This is a genomic window from Pseudoalteromonas sp. GB56 (assembly GCF_054923835.1).
In genome coordinates this window covers 3,069,119-3,088,499 of the sequence record NZ_JBPCHK010000001.1, presented here as the reverse complement: position 1 = coordinate 3,088,499, position 19,381 = coordinate 3,069,119, and the positions used below count along the sequence as shown (strand labels likewise).

At 45.4% G+C, this 19,381-nt stretch carries 13 protein-coding genes and 1 pseudogene; 9 read left to right on the top strand and 5 right to left on the bottom strand.

All coding sequences use genetic code 11. The features are described 5' to 3' along the window. Nucleotides 1-32 precede the first annotated feature (32 nt). The 4 genes from purL (at nucleotide 33) to ACH19P_RS14335 (ending at nucleotide 7,029) form a co-directional block, all read left to right on the top strand. Nucleotides 33-3,917 carry a phosphoribosylformylglycinamidine synthase gene (gene purL, locus ACH19P_RS14350; RefSeq protein WP_462159210.1) on the top strand — a complete coding sequence of 1,295 codons (3,885 nt, stop codon included), beginning with the start codon at nucleotides 33-35 and terminating at the stop codon, nucleotides 3,915-3,917. A 118-nt stretch (nucleotides 3,918-4,035) separates the two neighbouring features. Continuing rightward, complete coding sequence (locus tag ACH19P_RS14345; protein ID WP_462159209.1) at nucleotides 4,036-6,498, top strand: intermembrane phospholipid transport YdbH family protein; 2,463 nt, start codon at nucleotides 4,036-4,038, stop codon at nucleotides 6,496-6,498. 49 nt (nucleotides 6,499-6,547) lie between these two features. Beyond that, the gene (locus tag ACH19P_RS14340) at nucleotides 6,548-6,700 is read left to right on the top strand and encodes a YnbE family lipoprotein (RefSeq protein WP_462159367.1); all 153 of its coding nucleotides are present in this window, start codon (nucleotides 6,548-6,550) and stop codon (nucleotides 6,698-6,700) included. An 8-nt stretch (nucleotides 6,701-6,708) separates the two neighbouring features. Further along, complete coding sequence (locus ACH19P_RS14335) at nucleotides 6,709-7,029, top strand: YdbL family probable chaperone protein (RefSeq protein ID WP_462159208.1); 321 nt, start codon at nucleotides 6,709-6,711, stop codon at nucleotides 7,027-7,029. Nucleotides 7,030-7,087: 58 nt separating this feature from the next. On the opposite strand, the gene ACH19P_RS14330 is transcribed toward ACH19P_RS14335, so the two are convergent. Next, nucleotides 7,088-8,089: a S41 family peptidase gene (locus ACH19P_RS14330; protein WP_462159207.1), complete on the bottom strand. Its 1,002-nt coding sequence runs from the start codon at nucleotides 8,087-8,089 to the stop codon at nucleotides 7,088-7,090. Nucleotides 8,090-8,532: 443 nt separating this feature from the next. Further along, nucleotides 8,533-9,489, bottom strand: a complete 957-nt coding sequence (locus tag ACH19P_RS14325; RefSeq protein WP_462159206.1) for a methylenetetrahydrofolate reductase — start codon at nucleotides 9,487-9,489, stop codon at nucleotides 8,533-8,535. Nucleotides 9,490-9,753: 264 nt separating this feature from the next. On the opposite strand from ACH19P_RS14325, the gene ACH19P_RS14320 reads away from it, so the two are divergent. After that, nucleotides 9,754-12,630, top strand: coding sequence for a M16 family metallopeptidase (locus ACH19P_RS14320; RefSeq protein ID WP_462159205.1), 2,877 nt, complete (start codon nucleotides 9,754-9,756; stop codon nucleotides 12,628-12,630). A 48-nt stretch (nucleotides 12,631-12,678) separates the two neighbouring features. On the opposite strand, the gene srmB is transcribed toward ACH19P_RS14320, so the two are convergent. Further along, nucleotides 12,679-13,914, bottom strand: coding sequence for an ATP-dependent RNA helicase SrmB (gene srmB / locus ACH19P_RS14315; RefSeq protein WP_462159204.1), 1,236 nt, complete (start codon nucleotides 13,912-13,914; stop codon nucleotides 12,679-12,681). Nucleotides 13,915-13,941: 27 nt separating this feature from the next. Between srmB and ACH19P_RS14310 the strand changes: the two genes are divergently transcribed. Then, complete coding sequence (locus ACH19P_RS14310; protein ID WP_462159203.1) at nucleotides 13,942-14,679, top strand: tRNA1(Val) (adenine(37)-N6)-methyltransferase; 738 nt, start codon at nucleotides 13,942-13,944, stop codon at nucleotides 14,677-14,679. Here the strand turns inward: ACH19P_RS14310 and ACH19P_RS14305 are convergent. Together ACH19P_RS14305 and fldB are read right to left on the bottom strand one after the other, a co-directional pair. After that, the gene (locus ACH19P_RS14305) at nucleotides 14,676-15,047 is read right to left on the bottom strand and encodes a hypothetical protein (protein ID WP_462159202.1); all 372 of its coding nucleotides are present in this window, start codon (nucleotides 15,045-15,047) and stop codon (nucleotides 14,676-14,678) included. The genes ACH19P_RS14310 and ACH19P_RS14305 overlap by 4 nt on opposite strands. A 52-nt stretch (nucleotides 15,048-15,099) precedes the next feature. Continuing rightward, nucleotides 15,100-15,624: a flavodoxin FldB gene (gene fldB, locus ACH19P_RS14300; RefSeq protein ID WP_462159201.1), complete on the bottom strand. Its 525-nt coding sequence runs from the start codon at nucleotides 15,622-15,624 to the stop codon at nucleotides 15,100-15,102. Between the two features lie 99 nt (nucleotides 15,625-15,723). Between fldB and xerD the strand changes: the two genes are divergently transcribed. The 3 genes and pseudogenes from xerD to recJ all read left to right on the top strand — a co-directional run bounded on the left by xerD (nucleotide 15,724) and on the right by recJ (nucleotide 19,364). Beyond that, the gene (gene xerD / locus ACH19P_RS14295; protein WP_462159366.1) at nucleotides 15,724-16,629 is read left to right on the top strand and encodes a site-specific tyrosine recombinase XerD; all 906 of its coding nucleotides are present in this window, start codon (nucleotides 15,724-15,726) and stop codon (nucleotides 16,627-16,629) included. 151 nt (nucleotides 16,630-16,780) lie between these two features. Beyond that, nucleotides 16,781-17,545, top strand: a complete 765-nt coding sequence (gene dsbC / locus ACH19P_RS14290; RefSeq protein ID WP_462159200.1) for a bifunctional protein-disulfide isomerase/oxidoreductase DsbC — start codon at nucleotides 16,781-16,783, stop codon at nucleotides 17,543-17,545. An 86-nt stretch (nucleotides 17,546-17,631) separates the two neighbouring features. Further along, a pseudogene (gene recJ, locus ACH19P_RS14285) lies at nucleotides 17,632-19,364 on the top strand (single-stranded-DNA-specific exonuclease RecJ). The last annotated feature ends 17 nt before the right edge of the window (nucleotides 19,365-19,381 follow it).

The window sequence follows — 19,381 nt, the reverse complement described above, 5'->3', positions numbered from 1 at the left end:
CGTTCAATCCTTAACCCCGGATGATATTACCTATGTTAATCCTGCGTGGTGCGCCAGCACTTTCCGATTTTCGCGTTCAAAAAGTACTTACTCAATGTAAGCAAGCTAACCTACCTGTAACTGATGTGTATGCTGAGTTTATGCACTTTGCTGATTTAACAGCTGAGTTAAGTGCAGACGAGCAAACCAAGCTTGAAAAGTTGCTTACTTACGGTCCTCATATCCAAGAGCACGAGCCACAAGGTACGCTGATCTTAGTTACGCCACGTCCAGGCACTATTTCTCCTTGGGCATCAAAGGCAACTGACATCGCACATAACTGTGGTTTAGCACAAGTACACCGTATTGAACGTGGTATTGCATACTATGTTGAAGGTAACTTGAGTGTATGTGAAGTCAATGAAGTAGCAGCGCTACTACATGACCGCATGACAGAAGCGACACATCGCTCGATGGAAGATGCAAGCGCGTTATTTACTCATGACGAACCACGCCCAATGTCATCAGTAGACATCCTAGGCGGTGGTCGTGAAGCACTTGCAACAGCAAACGTTGAGCAGGGCTTTGCACTGGCAGACGACGAAATTGATTACCTAGTTGAGAACTTCCAAAAGCTAGGTCGTAATCCGAACGACATCGAACTATTTATGTTCGCGCAGGCTAACTCTGAGCACTGCCGTCACAAAATCTTTAACGCTGATTGGACAATCGACGGCGTAGAGCAGCCTAAATCACTGTTCAAAATGATCAAAAATACCTACGAGCAAAACAGCGACAACGTGTTATCTGCCTATAAAGATAACGCTGCGGTAATGAAAGGCTCTGTTGCAGGTCGTTTCTTCCCTGATTTCGTAGGTGAGTACACATACCATCAAGAAAATATCGAAATCTTGATGAAGGTTGAAACACACAACCACCCAACGGCTATTTCTCCTTTCTCTGGTGCATCAACAGGCTCTGGTGGTGAAATCCGTGACGAAGGTGCGACAGGTCGTGGTTCTAAGCCCAAAGCCGGTCTTGTAGGTTTCAGTGTATCTAACTTACGCATCCCAGGTTTTGAACAACCGTGGGAAAGCAAATACGGCAAACCAGGCCGTATCGTTGAAGCGCTTGATATCATGATCGAAGGCCCATTAGGTGGCGCAGCATTCAACAACGAATTTGGTCGTCCAAATCTACTTGGTTACTTCCGTACATACGAAGAGCTCGTTAATAGCCACAATGGTGAAGAGGTTCGTGGTTACCATAAGCCAATTATGATCGCCGGTGGTTTGGGTAACATCCGTACTGAGCACGTACAAAAAGGTGAAATCCCTGTTGGCGCTAAGCTAATCGTACTGGGTGGTCCAGCGATGAACATTGGTCTTGGTGGCGGTGCTGCTTCATCAATGGCATCGGGTCAATCAAACGAAGACCTAGACTTTGCATCTGTACAGCGTGAAAACCCAGAAATGGAGCGTCGTTGTCAGGAAGTTATCGACAAGTGTTGGCAGTTAGGCGACGAAAACCCAATCGCGTTTATCCACGATGTAGGCGCAGGTGGTTTATCAAACGCCTTCCCAGAACTTGTAGACGATGGTGGCCGTGGTGGTATCTTCGAACTTCGTAACGTACCAAACGACGAGCCGGGTATGGCACCACACGAAATTTGGTGTAACGAATCTCAAGAGCGTTACGTGCTAGCTGTTGCCGAAGAAAACTTCGACCGTTTCGAGCAAATTTGTAAGCGTGAACGTGCGCAATACGCAGTGATTGGTACGGCCACTGAAGAGCGTCACCTACGCGTAGCTGACTCACACTTCGGCAACAACCCTGTTGACCTGCCGCTTGACGTACTTTTGGGTAAAGCACCTAAGATGCACCGCGACGTAACGTCAAAGCAAGCGCAAGGTGAAGCTCTTGATACGGCGCAGATTACCGTAAAAGATGCGGTTCAACGTTTGCTTCGTCTTCCTGCAATCGCGGAAAAGACTTTCCTTATCACTATCGGCGATCGCTCTGTAACTGGTTTAGTTGCTCGCGACCAGATGGTAGGTCCTTGGCAGGTGCCAGTGGCCAACTGTGCGGTTACAGCTGCGGCGTATGACACTTACCACGGCGAAGCGATGTCAATGGGTGAGCGCACACCAGCGGCACTTCTAAATTTTGGTGCGTCTGCTCGTCTAGCCGTAGCAGAGTCACTCACAAATATCGCCTGTGCTGATATTGGTTCACTGAACAACATTAAGCTATCTGCAAACTGGATGGCGGCAGCGGGTCACCCAGGTGAAGACGCCGGTCTTTACGAAGCCGTTAAAGCGGTAGGTGAAGAGTTATGTCCTGCACTTGGCCTGACTATCCCTGTAGGTAAAGACTCAATGTCGATGAAGACTACATGGCAAGACAACGGTGAAGATAAAGCAGTGACTGCACCTCTTTCACTGGTTATCTCAGCATTTGGTCGTGTTGAAGACATTCGTAAAACAGTCACGCCTCAGCTTCGTACCGACAAAGGCGAGTCAACGTTACTCCTTATCGACCTTGGCGCAGGCCAAAACCGTATGGGTGCATCAAGCTTGGCACAGGTTTACAAGCAGCTAGGTGACAAAACGCCTGACGTAGATAGCCCTGAGCTATTAAAAGGCTTCTTCGACGCAATGCAAGCACTTGTAAGCGAAGAGAAACTATTGGCTTACCATGACCGTTCAGACGGTGGTCTATTCGTAACTGTTGCGGAAATGGCGTTCGCTGGTCACACTGGCGTTACGCTAGAACTAGACGCACTCGCTGGTTCTGACTTAGAAGTGCTATTCAACGAAGAACTCGGTGCTGTGATTCAGGTTCGTAACGACGACCTAGCAGCTGTTAAAGCAATACTTGCTGACAACGGCCTTGCGGCATTAAGCCATGAAATTGGTACGTTGAATGATGCGGATCAGCTCATCATCAACCGCGGAGGTACTGCTATTGTTGATAACAGTCGTACTGAGCTTCGTCTAGCATGGGCTGAAACCACATATCAAATGCAGTCACTACGTGACAACCCAGCATGTGCACAGCAAGAGCATGATGCAAAAGCTGACGTAAATGACCCTGGCCTCAATGTGAAGCTGAGCTTCGACATCAACGAAGATGTTGCGGCACCTTACATTGCAACAGGCGCTAAGCCGAAGATGGCTATCTTGCGTGAGCAAGGTGTTAACTCTCATGTTGAAATGGCGGCTGCGTTTAACCGCGCTGGTTTCGCTGCAATCGATGTACACATGAGTGACATCCTTGAAGGTCGTTTAACACTGGAGCAATTCAAAGGTCTAGTGGCGTGTGGTGGTTTCTCTTACGGTGACGTACTCGGTGCGGGTGAAGGTTGGGCTAAGTCAATTCTATTCAACGACATGGCACGCGATCAGTTCCAGACCTTCTTTGAACGTCAAGACACGTTCAGCCTAGGTGTATGTAACGGCTGTCAGATGCTTTCTACATTACGCGAGCTAATCCCAGGCACTGAGCATTGGCCACGTTTTGTAACGAACCAAAGTGAGCGTTTTGAAGCGCGCGCTACGCTTGTTGAAGTACAGCAAAGCCCGTCTATCTTCTTTAACGGCATGGCTGGTTCTCGTATGCCAATCGCTGTTTCACACGGTGAAGGTCGTGCAGAGTTTGCAAATGCTGCGGCGATTCAAACGGCTGTGAACTCAGGCACTGTTGCGGTTAAATACGTAGATAACTACGGTAACCCAACAATGCAATACCCTGCGAACCCGAATGGTTCACCGGAGGCGATTTCAGGTATTACGTCTACTGATGGTCGTGCAACAGTGATGATGCCACACCCTGAGCGTGTATTCCGCGCAGTGGCGAACTCATGGCACCCAGACGAGTGGAAAGAAGACAGCCCGTGGATGCGTATGTTCCGCAATGCACGTAAGCAGGTTGGTTAATTCGCAACCTGAGCGAATTCTAAATTGAAAAAGGCTGCCGTTGCAGCCTTTTTTATTCGCGGCAGATTCAGTTTTACCGTGTTAGTATTGAATCAATGTTGCAGGCTTAAGGAAGGCTATGCTGCGCAAAGTCATATACTCATTGCTGATTATCATCTGTGTGATAGCCGTCACTGTAGGGGTATCCTATGTGTACCGCACTGAAATTACCCATGCTGTGGCAAAACATTATTTGGATCACTACGACGCGCAATTGACCTGTGCAGACTGGCAATGGGGCGAAGGGTTGTTCGCCATTGAGGCTAATCGGCTCTGTTTATCATATGAGGGACATTCTTTAACTCTCGAAGGGATCTCTTTGACCTTCGATGCCTTGTCAATAGAAAAGGCGACGGTGGTCGCGACTACATTAGCGCAGTCTAATAGTGCCGACTCCCAATGGCAGAATGCGCCATTAGCTTTATTACTCCCCATCAAACGCCCGCTATTGCATATTGAGTCAGCATCAATTTCTTATCCGGGTCTTGCCAGAGCGATGCAATTTTCAATTGATGAGCAAAGGCTCAATCATTTTGTGGTTGCAGGAGATGTGAATGGGGAATGGGCGCTCGATGCGGATGTGATAAGTGTTGATATAAGCATGAGCGATGCATTTACCGAGGTGTTATTACAACAGGCGCAATCTTTGTATCAGGCAGAGCTACCTTGGCAGGCTTGGGTGACTAACTTAGGCCTTAAGGGGCAGTTTTGGGGCAATCGCGTTGACGCGCAGATCCATACTTCAGCGCGAGTAAATTTCGATTCTGGTGATAACTGTATTTGGGTGGCAAGTAGCGCTGGGCGTATCGCATTGCAGTCAAATGATATGCATGTATTTCAACTTGATACCAGCGCACTAACTACCGAAGTGGCATTGCCACAATGCGCTAAATTAGCGCAAAACACACAATATCTTGGTGGCTTGCGCGGCGCCAAATGGCATGTAAATGCGGCTGAGCCTATGACGTTGGATTTATTGGGTAATGTGAGGATGCCATCATTAGCTATTAGTACCCAAGCAGAAAAAGAATCCCTCAGTGTTCTGGCAAAGCAAAGCCAGCTAAATTGGCAGGTGCTTAGTTTTGAAGGTGAATATGCGCTTGAGGCAAAGATAAACCAATACGGCAGTTTCACCAGCCAGGGGCAATATTCAAATACCAATATCGCGGGAAGCTACGAAGGCCAGTTCAACGTACCAACGGATATCGGCGTGACAGTGAATGAACTGCAAAGTGAAGGTGACTTTGTTTATCAACTCCAAGGTAAAAGCGTGCTTTCAGCACGAGTGCGTGCTGAACAAATAACAGCTCAAGGGCTTGATGCAGGTGAAATGACAGCCAATGTTGATTTGAAATTAACAGCTGAGGGCACCATTGAAGGGCGAGTGAACACGCATTTTACGCTGTTGAATGGCTACGGAACATTGGTTGAAAATTTACGCCAAACTTACGATATTACAGGAGACATAGGAATAGGGCGCAAATCTGCCCAGGTGAAAGCGCAAAGTACAATCGCTAGGTTGCGTTACGATTCACTTCTGTTCTCTGACATTAAAATCGACAGCAATGTCACTGTTGCACGAGCAATCGAGGGCTCTCACCTATTGCAATGGCAAGGTATCAACGCCTTAGCGAAGCATAACTTTGATAGCAACAATGCACCTGTCAGTCTGACAATAAATAACACCGATTTGAGCGCTTTCATGCCTGTTGTACGTCAGCTCAATGCTGATGTGGTGCTTGGTGAAGGGCAAGTTTCATTGAGTGCAAGTGGGGATGCCAAGTTACAACAATTTGACTGGCAGCTTGATATCACTGACGCTGACATTTTATACCAAAATTATCTTGTACAAAGTTTGTCGGTCAAACCACAAGGAAAATGGAATTCAGGCCAACTTCATCTGCGAGAATCTACTTTTACTATAGATGAGGTACGAGCAGGTCCAGTGTTGACGCAAGTTAAAGGGCTGGTTGGGCTAAAAGACGATATATATCTGGCTGATGTAACAGCAAGTGCATTGGGTGGTAGCGTTGCTCTGAATAAGATGTATGTAACAGGGCTTGAAAAGCAACGCCCTAATACTATTGTCACATTAAACGGTATCGATGCCAGCAAGCTCGTTGCATTGGAACCCCAGCAAGGGATCGCATTCAAAGGGATACTCGGTGCTTCATTACCTTTGCGCTTTGATAACGAAGGAGTCAGTGTTGAGGATGGACGTATTTATTCTCAGCAACCTGGCAAGTTGACGATAGATAATAACGCCGCTTTTAATGCTGTTAAGTCGCAGCAAGAACAATTAGGCCCTATGCTTGGCATGTTAGAAAATCTAGACATACATGACATCCAAGCAGACGTGAATTTGAAACGTGATGGCTGGTTAACAATGGCAATGCGAATTAAAGGGGAAAATCCTGATCATAAGCAAGCCGTTAATTTTAACTACAATCACGAAGAAAACATTTATACCCTGTTTAAAGCGCTCCGTCTAAGTGATGAAATCACAAAGAAAGTGGAGCAAGAGTATCAAGCAAAGGAGTAAGCCAATGAGCAAACCACTGCTGGTGGCGATAGTATTAACGAGTACTTTTATGGGCGGCCTATCTGGTTGTACTCACAAGGTTGAAGTTGAGGCTAAAGAACCTATCACCATCAATTTGAACGTGAAAGTAGATCACGAGATCCGCGTAAAAGTAGATAAAGAATTGGACGAATTATTTAGCGATGACAGTGAGTTGTTTTAGGGGGCACTATGAAAATGATCAAATGGACTAGTTTACTTACAGCAGCGATGTTGACCTTCAATGCATTTGCTATCACTTTGGATGACGCGAAATCTCAAGGCATCGTCGGCGAAACGAGCAGCGGTTATCTTGAATTAGTCAAAGGCAATGCGGATGCACAACAGTTGATTGAAGATATTAATGCAAAGCGCAAAGCGAAGTATCAATCTTTAGCTAAGAAAAACGGCATTACGCTAGAGCAAGTGGAAACACTCGCGGGTGCGAAAGCGATTGAAAAGACATCGCCGGGTCAAATGGTCAAAATTGATGGTCAATGGCGTAAAAAGTAATAGGCTCAATTCGTAGGCCCCCGCACTGCATTGACGGTGCGAGAGCCTGCAAAAGCGTTTATTCAGTGGTGTCGGGTTCTACTACTTGGTTTTCACCTTCCCCACTTGGGCGCGCTAAATAAAAGCGGGGGCTGACAGCACGTAGCTTTGAGTTGGGCAAAGTGAAAAATTGAATCCCACCTGTTTGCCAACTGTATCCGCCAGTGGCATCTCCTATGATTCGAGCAAATCCATGATCTTGGACTGTATTGGCAAACAAAATAGCAGAAGAGTATGTGTTAACCCCTACAAGTACGCTGACTTTCCCGCCAAAATAGAGAGGGTTATCGATACCACTGGGTTCGAACTTTTGGTAACTCTTGCTAATAACATCACCAATTTCTTCCCCTTCGTCTTGATGTTCAGCGATCACTTTTTTCTGGTAGAAGCTTGTGTGCCTATACGGTTTGTCGGCGATATAATTGAGTAGCCCTTTCTTCCACATATCATCATCACCACCACGATTAAGGCTGACATCAATGATCAGGTGTTTAATTTTGTGAGCTTGCAGGTTTGTGAATGCGTCTTGAGTAAAGTCATAGAATGCTTGCTTGTCATGCCACCAGAATTCATTGATGGTCATTTTGGCTTCATCAGGGTTTAACATTTCAAACTTAAACGTGTTTTCGAAAGTAGAGGATTGCAAGCTTAAGGGCTTGTTATTCGATGCGCCAACAACCAAATTTAGTGGACGTGTTTTATCACTAAACGTAATAACAAAATCCTTGCTTTTATCAATGAACAACCAGTAATACAAAGCAAACTTGCTACTTAGCAAAGCCTCTTTGTGGGCCACTGTGTCTCCATACATTCGCGACATCAACTGAGTGTATATCGACTCGATAGGATGGTTATTGATAGCAACAATGCGTGCGTTTTCGTAAATACTTTTGTCGCCACCCAGTTTGCCGCTTATTGAAATTAAACCATCCTCTATATTTACTTCAAATGGGAATAATCCATTTTTTTCCTCAGTGATTTGTTCCACCAGACGACGCTGACTTGGGACCATGATATTCATATGTCCGTCATTGAACTGGCCGTTCAAAATACTAATGTGTGCGAGAAAATCGTTTACACTCAAGGGCGAGTTAAGCTTGCTTTTCAGCTCCTTTAAATTATTTTCAAATGTATTGATATCCGCTATACGTAAAGACAGATTTGGGTGGGTGTTTTTGGTCCACTGCCACCATTTATCAATGTCTTCATGCATTTGTTGAGGTGTGAGTGTAGGTTCTAGAGCGTTTATAGCAGTTGAATGAGAGCTGGCCCATACCTGCAAAGAAAGTATTGTTATTAATAGTATTGAGAGTCTAATTAGTTTTGCAACGTACATTGTTAAGTCCTTTTTTATTGGAGTTAGACGCAGTAAGTTGCTAAAGCGTTTAAATAGAGGGGAAATAAAAAAAGCGCCACCTAATTAGGTAGCGCAACGTAGAGCAAAAGAAAATGAAGGGCGGGAAGTTAGGCTATTTGGCGCTCTGCTAAACTCAATTCCATGGTTGCTTTAAGCAAGCGATAGAGATTGATAGACGCATCGATTTCTTCTTTACGGTTCGTCAAAGATTCAATATTTAAACCCAGTGGTACATCTAAGTGCGCACAGCTGCGTAGAATTAAATCCAGATTTTCACGACAGATACGCACCGATTCACTTAACGTATTTTCGGCATCAAGCATACGGTACTTGGTTGCTTCTGGGACGGAAATACCTAGCCACTGCATAAACTCCAATGTTTTCTCACCACCACAGGGCGTAAAGGTAAGGATAATACGTTTTGGTTCAATCCCTTGCTGGCGGCAGCTACGTGCATAGCTGGTGATTAAATCTATGGTCGCTTGGGCGTTATATACAGCCTGTGAAATGAAAAACTTACAACCTTGTTGAGTCTTAGTTAATAGACGCTCATGCTCATTGCCTTTACTTGCATGGCGCTCAGCAATGGTGACTCCACCCAAAAAGAAGTTATGGTCATGTTCGCAGATGTGCTTATAGGCATCGTTTAAACTGAGCTTTACGTCGCCCGTTGATGAAGGGCTGCCAACCAGTACAAGGTTATTTAGGTTATGTTCCTCGTGAGTTGCGTCTAGCCACTGATTAAATTCAGCTGCACTGCGTTGTGCAACGCTTTTGTATGTGATCACATCAAGGTGCGATAATCGGCGCAGCAGGCGACTGTAGCGACGTGGGTCGATGGTTTCTTTAAATGGGAACGGCCTTGGCGCGCTGATTCGACTGCTTTCATCTTGAATGTCGTAGACAACCACGCCGTCGTATTCGATTTCATGCAAGCGGCCAAGTAGCTTCTCAGCAATTGCTTGTAGCTTAATGTCGTCGGTGTCAAATTTTGGCGGTGTCGTACCTATGAGGTACACCCCTTGACGGGCATCCTCAATTTTCTCTTGCAGTGTTAGCGCCATGATCCTCATTCCCATATGCAGTTAATGAAATAACTATAACAGCCATTTAGACGTCTAAACAGCTTTTTGTTATGAAACTTACTCAACGAACTTGAATTGCATTCATGTTCAGAGGGTACTGAAAGTACGCATATTGGGTGCATTTACGGATAGACACATTTGTTTACAGCAAAAATATCGCATGACTAACGCCCCACGAATGAATTTATTGCATAATGAAATCGACAAGAATCAAAATTAAATGAACAACAAAGGGTAGGAATAATGAAACTATCAGTTATTGCTTCGGGTATTGCACTGGCGCTTACGCTCGGTGGTTGCCAAAGCACGCAAACAACACAAACAGGCACGGCCTCTGCGGCAGTGGCGCAACAAAGTAATAAAGTGTTCTCGCAAGATTATGTGTTAGAGGAACTCGACAACGGCTTGCGCGTGATGGTTGTGAAAACCGATTATCCTGATGTGGTTTCGCTGCAAATTCCTGTTTCTGTAGGTTCACGCAATGAAATCGAAGCCGGTAAAACAGGTTTTGCACACTTCTTTGAGCACATGATGTTTAAAGGCTCTGAGAAATTCCCAGAAGACGTGTACGCCGACATTATGAAAAACTCAGGTGTTGATAACCGCGCTTACACTACCAATGATTACACCAACTACCACTTAAACTTCTCTAAGCAACATTTGGATAAGGTGTTAGAAGTAAAAGCCGATGTATTCCAGAACTTGACGTACAGTGAAGAGCAATTCCGCACCGAGGCGTTAACGGTGAAGGGCGAGTATCTTAAGAATAATGCCAGCCCAATTCGTAAATTACTCTCTTCAGTTCGCAACGAGGCATTCGACAAGCACACCTACAAACACACCACTATGGGCTTTTTTGAAGACATTGAAGCCATGCCTGATCAAAGTGCGTATGGTAAATCCTTCTTTGAACGCTTTTACAAACCTGAGTATGTTTCGCTGGTAATTGTGGGGGATGTTGATCCTCAAGAAACCATTAAAATGGTGAAGAAGCATTGGGGAAATTGGCAGCGCGGTGATTACCAAGCCGATATCCCTGTTGAGCCAAAGCAAACAGCTGCGCGTTATGTTCATGAGCAATACGAAGGGTTACCTGGCCATTGGTTACTCGTGTCATACAAAGGCACCCAGTGGAACCCAAATACGAAAGACCGTGCTGCGCTTGATTTGTTGTCGCAGTTATATTTCTCTGAAAACTCAGAACTGTATCAACAGCTGGTGGTAGAAAAACAAATTGCTTCGCAAATGTTCACCTACAACCCAGAAACCAAAGATCCCGGTTTACTGCATGTGTTTGTTAAAGTGGACAATGAAGCTGATTTAGCCGTTGTACGAGATGCAGTGAATGAAACCTACGCCAAAGCTCGCACTGAACTGGTGGATGAAAGTAAATTAGCAGCGCTCAAGTCTAATGCTAAGTATAGCTTTATCAATAGCCTAGATTCATCTCAAGCCATTGCGTCAACACTTGCGAGTTACATGCATTTTGAACGTGATCCGGAAGTGATTAACGCTTTATATCAAAGTGCGGATAGCGTTACGAGTGAAGACATTCGCGCCATAGCCAATCAGTATTTCACAGACAGTAGCCGTACGACGGTGACGATGTCTGCACAAGAAAAAGTGGCAGGTTTCGACAAAGAAGTCGAACTAGATAGCTTGGTTGCTCAGTTAAACAGTGCACCAACAGAGCAGTTGTTTAGCGTACTTGATAAGACCAACAGCTCGCCTTTAGTTGATGTGAATTGGCTTTTCTACACTGGTGCAGCGGCAGATCCACAAGGCAAAAAAGGCTTAGCAGCACTTACAGCGGCGATGCTTGCCAAAGGTGGTAGCCAATCAATGAGCTACAAAGAAATCCAAAAAGCGCTTTACCCAATCGCTGGTAGCTTTGGTTACCAAATCGATAAGGAAATGATTTCATTGCGTGGCCGTATTCACAAAGATAACGCCGAGCAATGGTATAACTTGGTGAGTGATCAGCTCCTTAATCCAGGTTTCCGTGAAGATGATTTTGCCCGTTTGAAAAAAGAATTGATTGACGGTATTACATCAAGTTTAAAAGCGTCAAATGACGAAGAACTAGGTAAAGAAGTGCTTTACGCAGAACTCTATCAAGGCCACCCATACGCAAACTACAACTATGGTGATTTGTCTGACTTAGAAGCGCTTACTCTTGATGATGTAAAAGCTTTCTATGCGCAAAACTTTACACAGCGTAATTTGCATTTAGGTCTAATTGGTGCCTTACCCGATGATGTAAAAGCGCAAATGATGACAGATTTGCAATCACTGCCAGCGGGTGACACAGCGCGATTAAGCATCCCTGATGCCCCCGCACTCGTGGGCCATCATGCAACAATCGTAGAAAAGAATGCGAAATCTACCGCAGTGTCGTTTGGCTTCCCAATCGATACGACCCGTTCAAGCAAAGATTGGACAGCACTGTGGTTAGTGCGTTCGTTCTTGGGTGAACACCGTAATTCAAATGCAAAACTGTTCGAACGTATTCGCCAAGTGCGTGGTATGAACTACGGTGATTATGCGTATATTGAATACTTCCCGCGTGGTATGTTCCAAACCAAGCCTGATGCTAACTTAGGTCGTTCAGAGCAAATCTTCCAAGTGTGGTTGCGTCCACTGCGTTCAAACAATGATGCGCATTTTGCGACACGTACGGCACTGTTTGAGTTGGATAAGCTTATCAATGAAGGCATGAGTGAGGCTGATTTCAATGCCACGCGCAACTTCCTTGTGAACTTTGTGCCGCAGTTAGTTGCTAGCCAAAATCGCCAGTTAGGTTATGCCTTAGATAGCGAGTTTTACGGTATTGATAACTTTGCTGATTACGTTGGTTCACAACTGGCGTCTTTGACGGTTGAAGACGTAAATCGCGTTATTCGTGAAAACTTGCAAACCGATAACATTCATTACGTGTTTGTCAGCGGTGATGGTGAAGACATGAAGCAGCGCTTAGCAAAAGAGCAGGTGTCGCCACTTGAGTACAACACCGAAAAGCCAGCTGATTTGATTGCCGAAGACAAACAAATCGAAAGCTATAAACTGGCGATTCCAAGCAAAAACATCAAGGTTGTTGCTGTAGAAGACGTGTTTAAATAATCTAAGCAATCACAAAAAAGCCGCTCAATGAGCGGCTTTTCTATTCATTTATTTACTCTTTTTGATTTTTGCTTTGGCTTTTTTACGCTTAGCGCGAATTTTTGCTGGGTCTTTTTTCTTCTTCGGCGGCAACTTCGCTTCTTTGTGCTGCGGCTCAAGACCTTTAATCTTGCGACGTTTTAACACTTGATCAGTGTAGCGTTCAATTTTGCCTACCATCGCAACTTCATGTGCTTCCACAAGTGAAATAGCAGTTCCTTTTTTGCCAGCACGGGCGGTACGGCCAATGCGGTGAACATATACATCTGCACTTCGCGGCATGTCAAAGTTGAATACGTGACTGATATCGTTTACATCAATGCCTCGCGCCGCTACGTCTGTTGCAATGAGGATATTCGTGCGGCCGCTGTGGAAACTTGCCATGGCAGCCATACGTTTGTCTTGAGGCATTTCACCACGTAACCACGTCGTTTTGATATCGTGAGTAAATAACTCACCAACGAGTGATTCTAAGCGTTCACGGGTTTTTACGAAGACAATCGCTTTTTCAACATCTTCTTGCTGCAATAAGTGTACGAGCAGTTTGAGCTTGTGAGCATAGTCGTCTGCAAGGTGAAGCCATTGCAAAATTTTGCCACGCTCACGGCGTGACGGTGTTGCTTCTAACTTTGCAGGGTCATTGAGAATTCGGTCTGAGAATTTTTCAACGCTGTCGCCTTCCAAGGTTGCTGAAAACAGCATACATTGGCGACGGTTTTTCGCTTCTTCACAGATACGTAGCATTTCTTTGCGAAAACCCATGTCCAACATGCGATCTGCTTCATCAAGAATCAACAATTCAACATCTTCAGCGTGGAAGTTTTCCGTGTCGAGGTATTCCATCAAACGCCCAGGCGTCGCGATTAGAATATCGTTGTTCTTTTCAAAAATGTCTTTATGCGAGCCGTAGTTTATCCCCCCAGTAACCACACCAATTTTTAGGTGAGTGTGCGTTGCAAGCTTTTCGCATTGTTCATGCACTTGATAAGCTAGCTCACGGGTTGGGGTCATGATCAGAACGCGAGCAAAGCCAGGGTTACGACGCGGGTGATCCAACAAATATTGAATTGCTGGGATCAAGAACGCCGCTGTTTTACCTGTACCTGTTGGCGCACTGGCAAGCACATCACGGCCTTCAAGGGCTTCTGGAATAGCAAGCTGTTGAATGCTGGTGGGTTGACTAAATCCAAGTGAGTCAATGGCATTAAGTAGCTCGTTATCGAGATCAAAATCGGCAAATTGCATAAAGGAGTCAAAATGAAGGACAATTAGATGCAATTATACGTGTCGAATACGCAAACACAAAGGTCTAAAGTGGCAGGTTTTCAGTTTAAACAGTTTTCTATTGCTCAATGTAACACCGCGATGAAGGTATCTACGGACGGCATTATGCTGGGTGCATGGGCAGACGTCAGCAATAAACGCCGTATTTTGGATGTGGGAACAGGCACCGGATTACTCGCTTTGATGTGCAAACAGCGCCAACCAGAGGCAGTGCTTACTGCAATCGATATTGAACTCGATGCCATCACTCAGGCTGCGCAAAATGTGTCTGCCAGCCCATGGACAGATATTCAAACTGAACATGTGGATGCATTGCAATTCCAAAGTACAGAAGCGTTTGACTTAGTCATATCTAACCCCCCTTATTTTGAAGATGCACTTAAAGCGCAGGATACAAAGCGCAATTTTGCCCGCCACACAGATTCGTTGCCGTTTATCGATTTAATAGGATTGTGGCAACGTGTAGGGAGCTCCAGTAGTGAGCTCGCTGTCATTTTGCCGACAGAACAGGGCAAAAAGTTTACCTCTTTAGCTTCTGAACATGGCGCGTATTTATCGCGCTTGTGTGAAGTGAGAACAACGCACAGGAAGCCTGTGAGTCGTTGGTTGATGCAATTTAGTTGGGATGAAAGAAAGCTAGAAAAGCAAGAATTAGTGATTCATACAGGCGATGATTACAGTGACGATTACAGACGTTTGTGTAAAGACTTTTATTTGCGATTTTAAAAACGACTTGTGTCGCTAGATTCTGGCACGTCGTAGGCTGAGCCCTGGCATTCTATAAACTTATCGCATCCTGGCACGACCTTGTTGTAACAATCTTCAACGACTAAGCCATTTCCTCCAACCGCGTATGTGTTTTTTTTCAACGCCCGTACAATCGTGTCCAGAGATTGTCTAGTGCAAGACGAGGCATACACAGGTCGTAAAAATTCAGCGTTAAGGCGTGCAATTTCTAGATTGCTGTACTCCTGCACTTGATGGCGAGAGCTGCGGGCATTGATATCTGGCTTCGAACCAGTGTCATACCTTACATTGGCACAGGCGCTTAAAATCAACATAGCTGGGATTAAAAGGAAATGCTTTTTCATCATGCTTCAGTCCTTTGATGTTTAACCCCACTATATGCTTGAAAGGAAAAAGTTTCTAGTCTTCCAAATCCGCGTACTCAGTCATGATTTGCTCAACCCAAGTGGCGATGCGCTCATCGCTTTTTTCATATTGGCTGTCTTCATCCAGTGCAAGACCCACAAAATGAGCGCCATCTTCAGTTAACGCTTTTGAAGCTTCAAATTCATATTCGTTATCGTTTGGCCAGCAGCCTAAAAATTGAACACCCTGTGGGGCAATCTCATCATGCAGCATGCCTAGGGCATCTTGAAACCATTGGCCATAACCTTGTTGGTCGCCCATACCAAACAGCGCAATTACTTTACCTGAAAGATTCACATCTTTGATGTCGTCCCAGTGTGATTCCCAATCTTCTTGAATTTCACCAAAGTCCCAGGTTGAAATACCAAAAATGACGAAGTCATAATTTTCAGCTGTTTTGAGCGGTTCATCTTTGATATTGAATAGGTCTATAACGTCAGCACCGATAATATCGCGGATTTTTTCTGCAGCGATTTCTGTGTAGCAGGTAGTTGAACCGTAAAATAAGCCAATCTTCATTGTTGTCGCATTACTAGTCATTCATAGGGCGAAGTCTAACGTATCGTGCCGTGAGTATCTATCTGATATGATGGTTTTAGTCTAACTAACACATGGAAAATTGTGAGCAAACCTCAGCCCCATCCTGCGAATCACGAGCACATTGAATTGTTTCTTGATGCTTTGTTTCTTGAAAGTGGTTCCAGCGACAACACCTTGTCAGCCTATCGCACTGACTTGACCAAGTTCAGTGACTTTATTGCGCCGATGGAGTTACATGTGGTGGAGGCGCACAACGTTGAGCAATATCTCGCGTATCGCGTTGATCAAGGCTTGAGTCCGCGTAGTACAGCACGCAGCATCAGTGCGTTAAAGCGTTTCTATCAGCATTTGATTCGTGACAAGCAGCTACGTATTTCACCCATGGAAACGATCTCGCGACCCAAAGCAGGGCAATCATTGCCAAAAACACTCAGTGAAGCTGACGTAGAAGCGCTTCTCAATGCGCCTAATGTTGAAGAACCTATGGGGCTGCGAGATAGAGCAATGTTGGAACTCCTCTATGCGACAGGGTTGCGCGTAAGTGAGCTTATCGGATTACGTATGGAGCACATGAACCAAAACCAAGCGGTCGTGTTTGTTAAGGGGAAAGGCGGCAAAGAGCGATTGGTGCCTATGGGAGAAGAGGCATTAGATTGGCTTGCGCGGTACCTTAAGTTTTCACGTCCCGCGCTTGTAAAGCATGCTACCGATTTCGTATTTGTTTCTAAACGCGGCGTTGGCATGACAAGGCAAACATTTTGGCATCGCATTAAACACTATGCTATGTTGGCGAACATCAAATCAGATCTATCGCCGCATACTTTGCGTCACGCTTTTGCAACGCATTTGCTTAATCATGGGGCTGACTTGAGAGTTGTGCAGATGATGCTCGGCCACAGTGATTTATCAACGACCCAGATATACACGCATGTGGCTAATGAAAGGTTAAAGTCGGTGCATCAAGCCCACCACCCTAGAGCGTAGCTTAAGGGCGAAAAGTGTGGACGTAGAGGTTGAGTTTAACTGACCACTGTTATGGGGAATAAGTGTGTTGGTGTGATAAGCTCGGGCGAGAATTTTATTGCGATTGTGCGGTCTACTAAAGTAGATGCAAGTAGTTTTAGAGATAAGAATTATGAAGAAATTAGTTTTTGGATTGGCCCTAGCAGGTGTGAGTGCTTTTGCTAGTTATAACCTCTGGGCTGAAAGTAATGCCACTGAAGGGCAACTAGCTCCCGTTGTTGCACAAGAACAAGGCGCAGTGGAAAGTAAATTAGCATCAGTGGGTATTACAGTTAAACGTGTAAGCCCAAGCCCGGTACCTGGTATGCAAGAGGTCATCACTGACCGAGGTGTATTTTACGCGAGTACAGACGGCCGTTACCTTATGCAAGGTACAATGATCGACCTAGAACAGCGCAAGAATCTAACGGAAGCGGCATTGAGTGACGTGCGCCTCGAAGGCGTAAAAGAATATGAAGATTCTATGATCGTCTACAAAGCGGACAATGAAAAAGGCAAAATCACAGTATTTACAGACATTACCTGTGGATATTGCCGCAAGCTACATCGCGAATTAGAAGATTACCTAGATGCGGGTATCACTGTTCAGTACCTTGCTTTCCCACGCGGCGGTTTATCTGGCTCGGGTTATACAGATCTAATGAATGTGTGGTGTGCAGACAACAAGCAACAAGCCCTGACCGATGCTAAAGCAGGTTCAAAACCAGAAAAAATTGAACAGTGTAATGCACCCGTTGCTGAACATTATCAACTAGGTCAAAGCTTTGGTATTAGCGGCACGCCGGCGATTATTTTGTCTGACGGCAGCATGATTCCTGGTTATCAGCCAGCCGCAGCAATCAGTAAGGCCATTGAGCAACTAAATCAGAAATCATAATTTAGAATACCGATAAGGTCTGTTGCCGACTTCGGACAAAACCGAAGTTAGCAACAGGCCTTTTTACATTTTTATGGAGCTTAGCCTTGCAGGCGAAAACAACCATTGTCGCTCGTAACCGAGTGGATGACTCCCACCTAAATCCCCAATTACATCCAGTGATCCGCCAAATTTATGCCTCTCGAGGAGTCGAGGATCCTATTCATATTGATAACAGTGTGGCGACGTTGCACGACTTTCGATTGTTTCGTGATATTGATGTTGCCGCGCAATTACTGCTAGAGAGTCTCACGCAGCAAGAAAAGGTGTTGATTGTTGGTGATTTTGACGCCGATGGTGCCACCAGTACCGCCACGCTTATGCATGGTTTACGCATGTTCGGCTTTAAACAGCTCGATTATTTGGTCCCAGACCGGTTCAATTTTGGCTATGGCTTAAGTGTCGAGTTAGCTGAGCATATTGTGGCTTTAGCACCTGATTTAGTGATCACGGTCGACAGTGGCATTTCTTGTATCAACGGTATTGCTCGCGTCAAACAGGCGGGTATCAAAGTATTGGTTACAGACCATCACTTGCAAGGGGAGAGTTTGCCTAATGCTGACGCTATAGTTAACCCAAACCGTCATGACTGCCAATTTCCCTCCAAATCAATTGCCGGTGTCGGCGTGGCGTTTTATTTACTTATCGCCTTTCGCCATACATTAAGAGAAGCCAACTGGTTTGAACGTCATGCTCAAACAGAGCCAAACTTAGGCAACTTGCTAGACTTGGTCGCACTTGGCACCGTTGCTGATGTGGTGGCGTTGGATGCCAATAATCGTACATTGGTCCATCAAGGTCTTGCGCGTATTCGCGGTGGTAAAACGCGTCCGGGTATTGAGGCATTAATTGAAGTTGCCAAGCGCAATCAAGCTCGCTTAAACGCCAGTGATTTTGGCTTTGCGCTTGCTCCTCGCTTAAATGCAGCTGGGCGTTTAGATGATATGAGTCTGGGCATAGCGTGCTTACTCTCGCCTGATATTAATCATGCACGACGAATTGCCAATGAGCTTGATGGACTTAACGCTGAGCGCAAGGAAATAGAGCAAGGCATGCAGCAAGAGGCACAAGCCGCGCTCGCTAAGTTATCTTTGGGCAACACACAAACACCCGATGCATTGTGCTTGTATCAACAAGATTGGCATCAAGGCGTCATTGGTATTCTCGCTGGGCGACTTAAAGAACAACATCATCGTCCAACGGCCATATTTGCAGCAGGCGATAATGGTCATTTAAAGGGCTCATGCCGATCGATTGAAGGCGTGCACATGCGTGATGTACTTGCCCGCATTGATGCTATGAACCCTGGGCTTATCGTCAAATTTGGCGGCCATGCTATGGCCGCGGGTTTAAGTATCGTTGAAGCGCGATTTGATGAATTCCAGCGGGTGTTTTGTGAGGAAGTGGCCAAGGTACTGACAGATGAAGCAAAAGAGTGTGTATTGCTCACGGACGGTGAATTACCTAACGATTGCTTTACGCTGGAGTTTGCAGAGCTATTGCGCCAATCTGGCCCGTTTGGTCAACATTTCCCTGAACCTGTTTTCGAACATACGTTTGAAGTTTTGCAACAGCGTGTGGTGGGGAAAAACACCTTAAACTCGTGCTGCGCCATCAAAGTGGTCGCGTTGTGGATGCAATTGCCTTCAATATTAACGTGCGTGAATGGCCTGATACTCAAGTACGGTTTGTGCATCTTGCCTATCAGCTCGACATTAATGAGTTTAGAGGTCAATTTTCATTGCAGCTTATCGTCCATGAGATGCAAAAACGAGGTTGAACACAATCCTGTTGTGC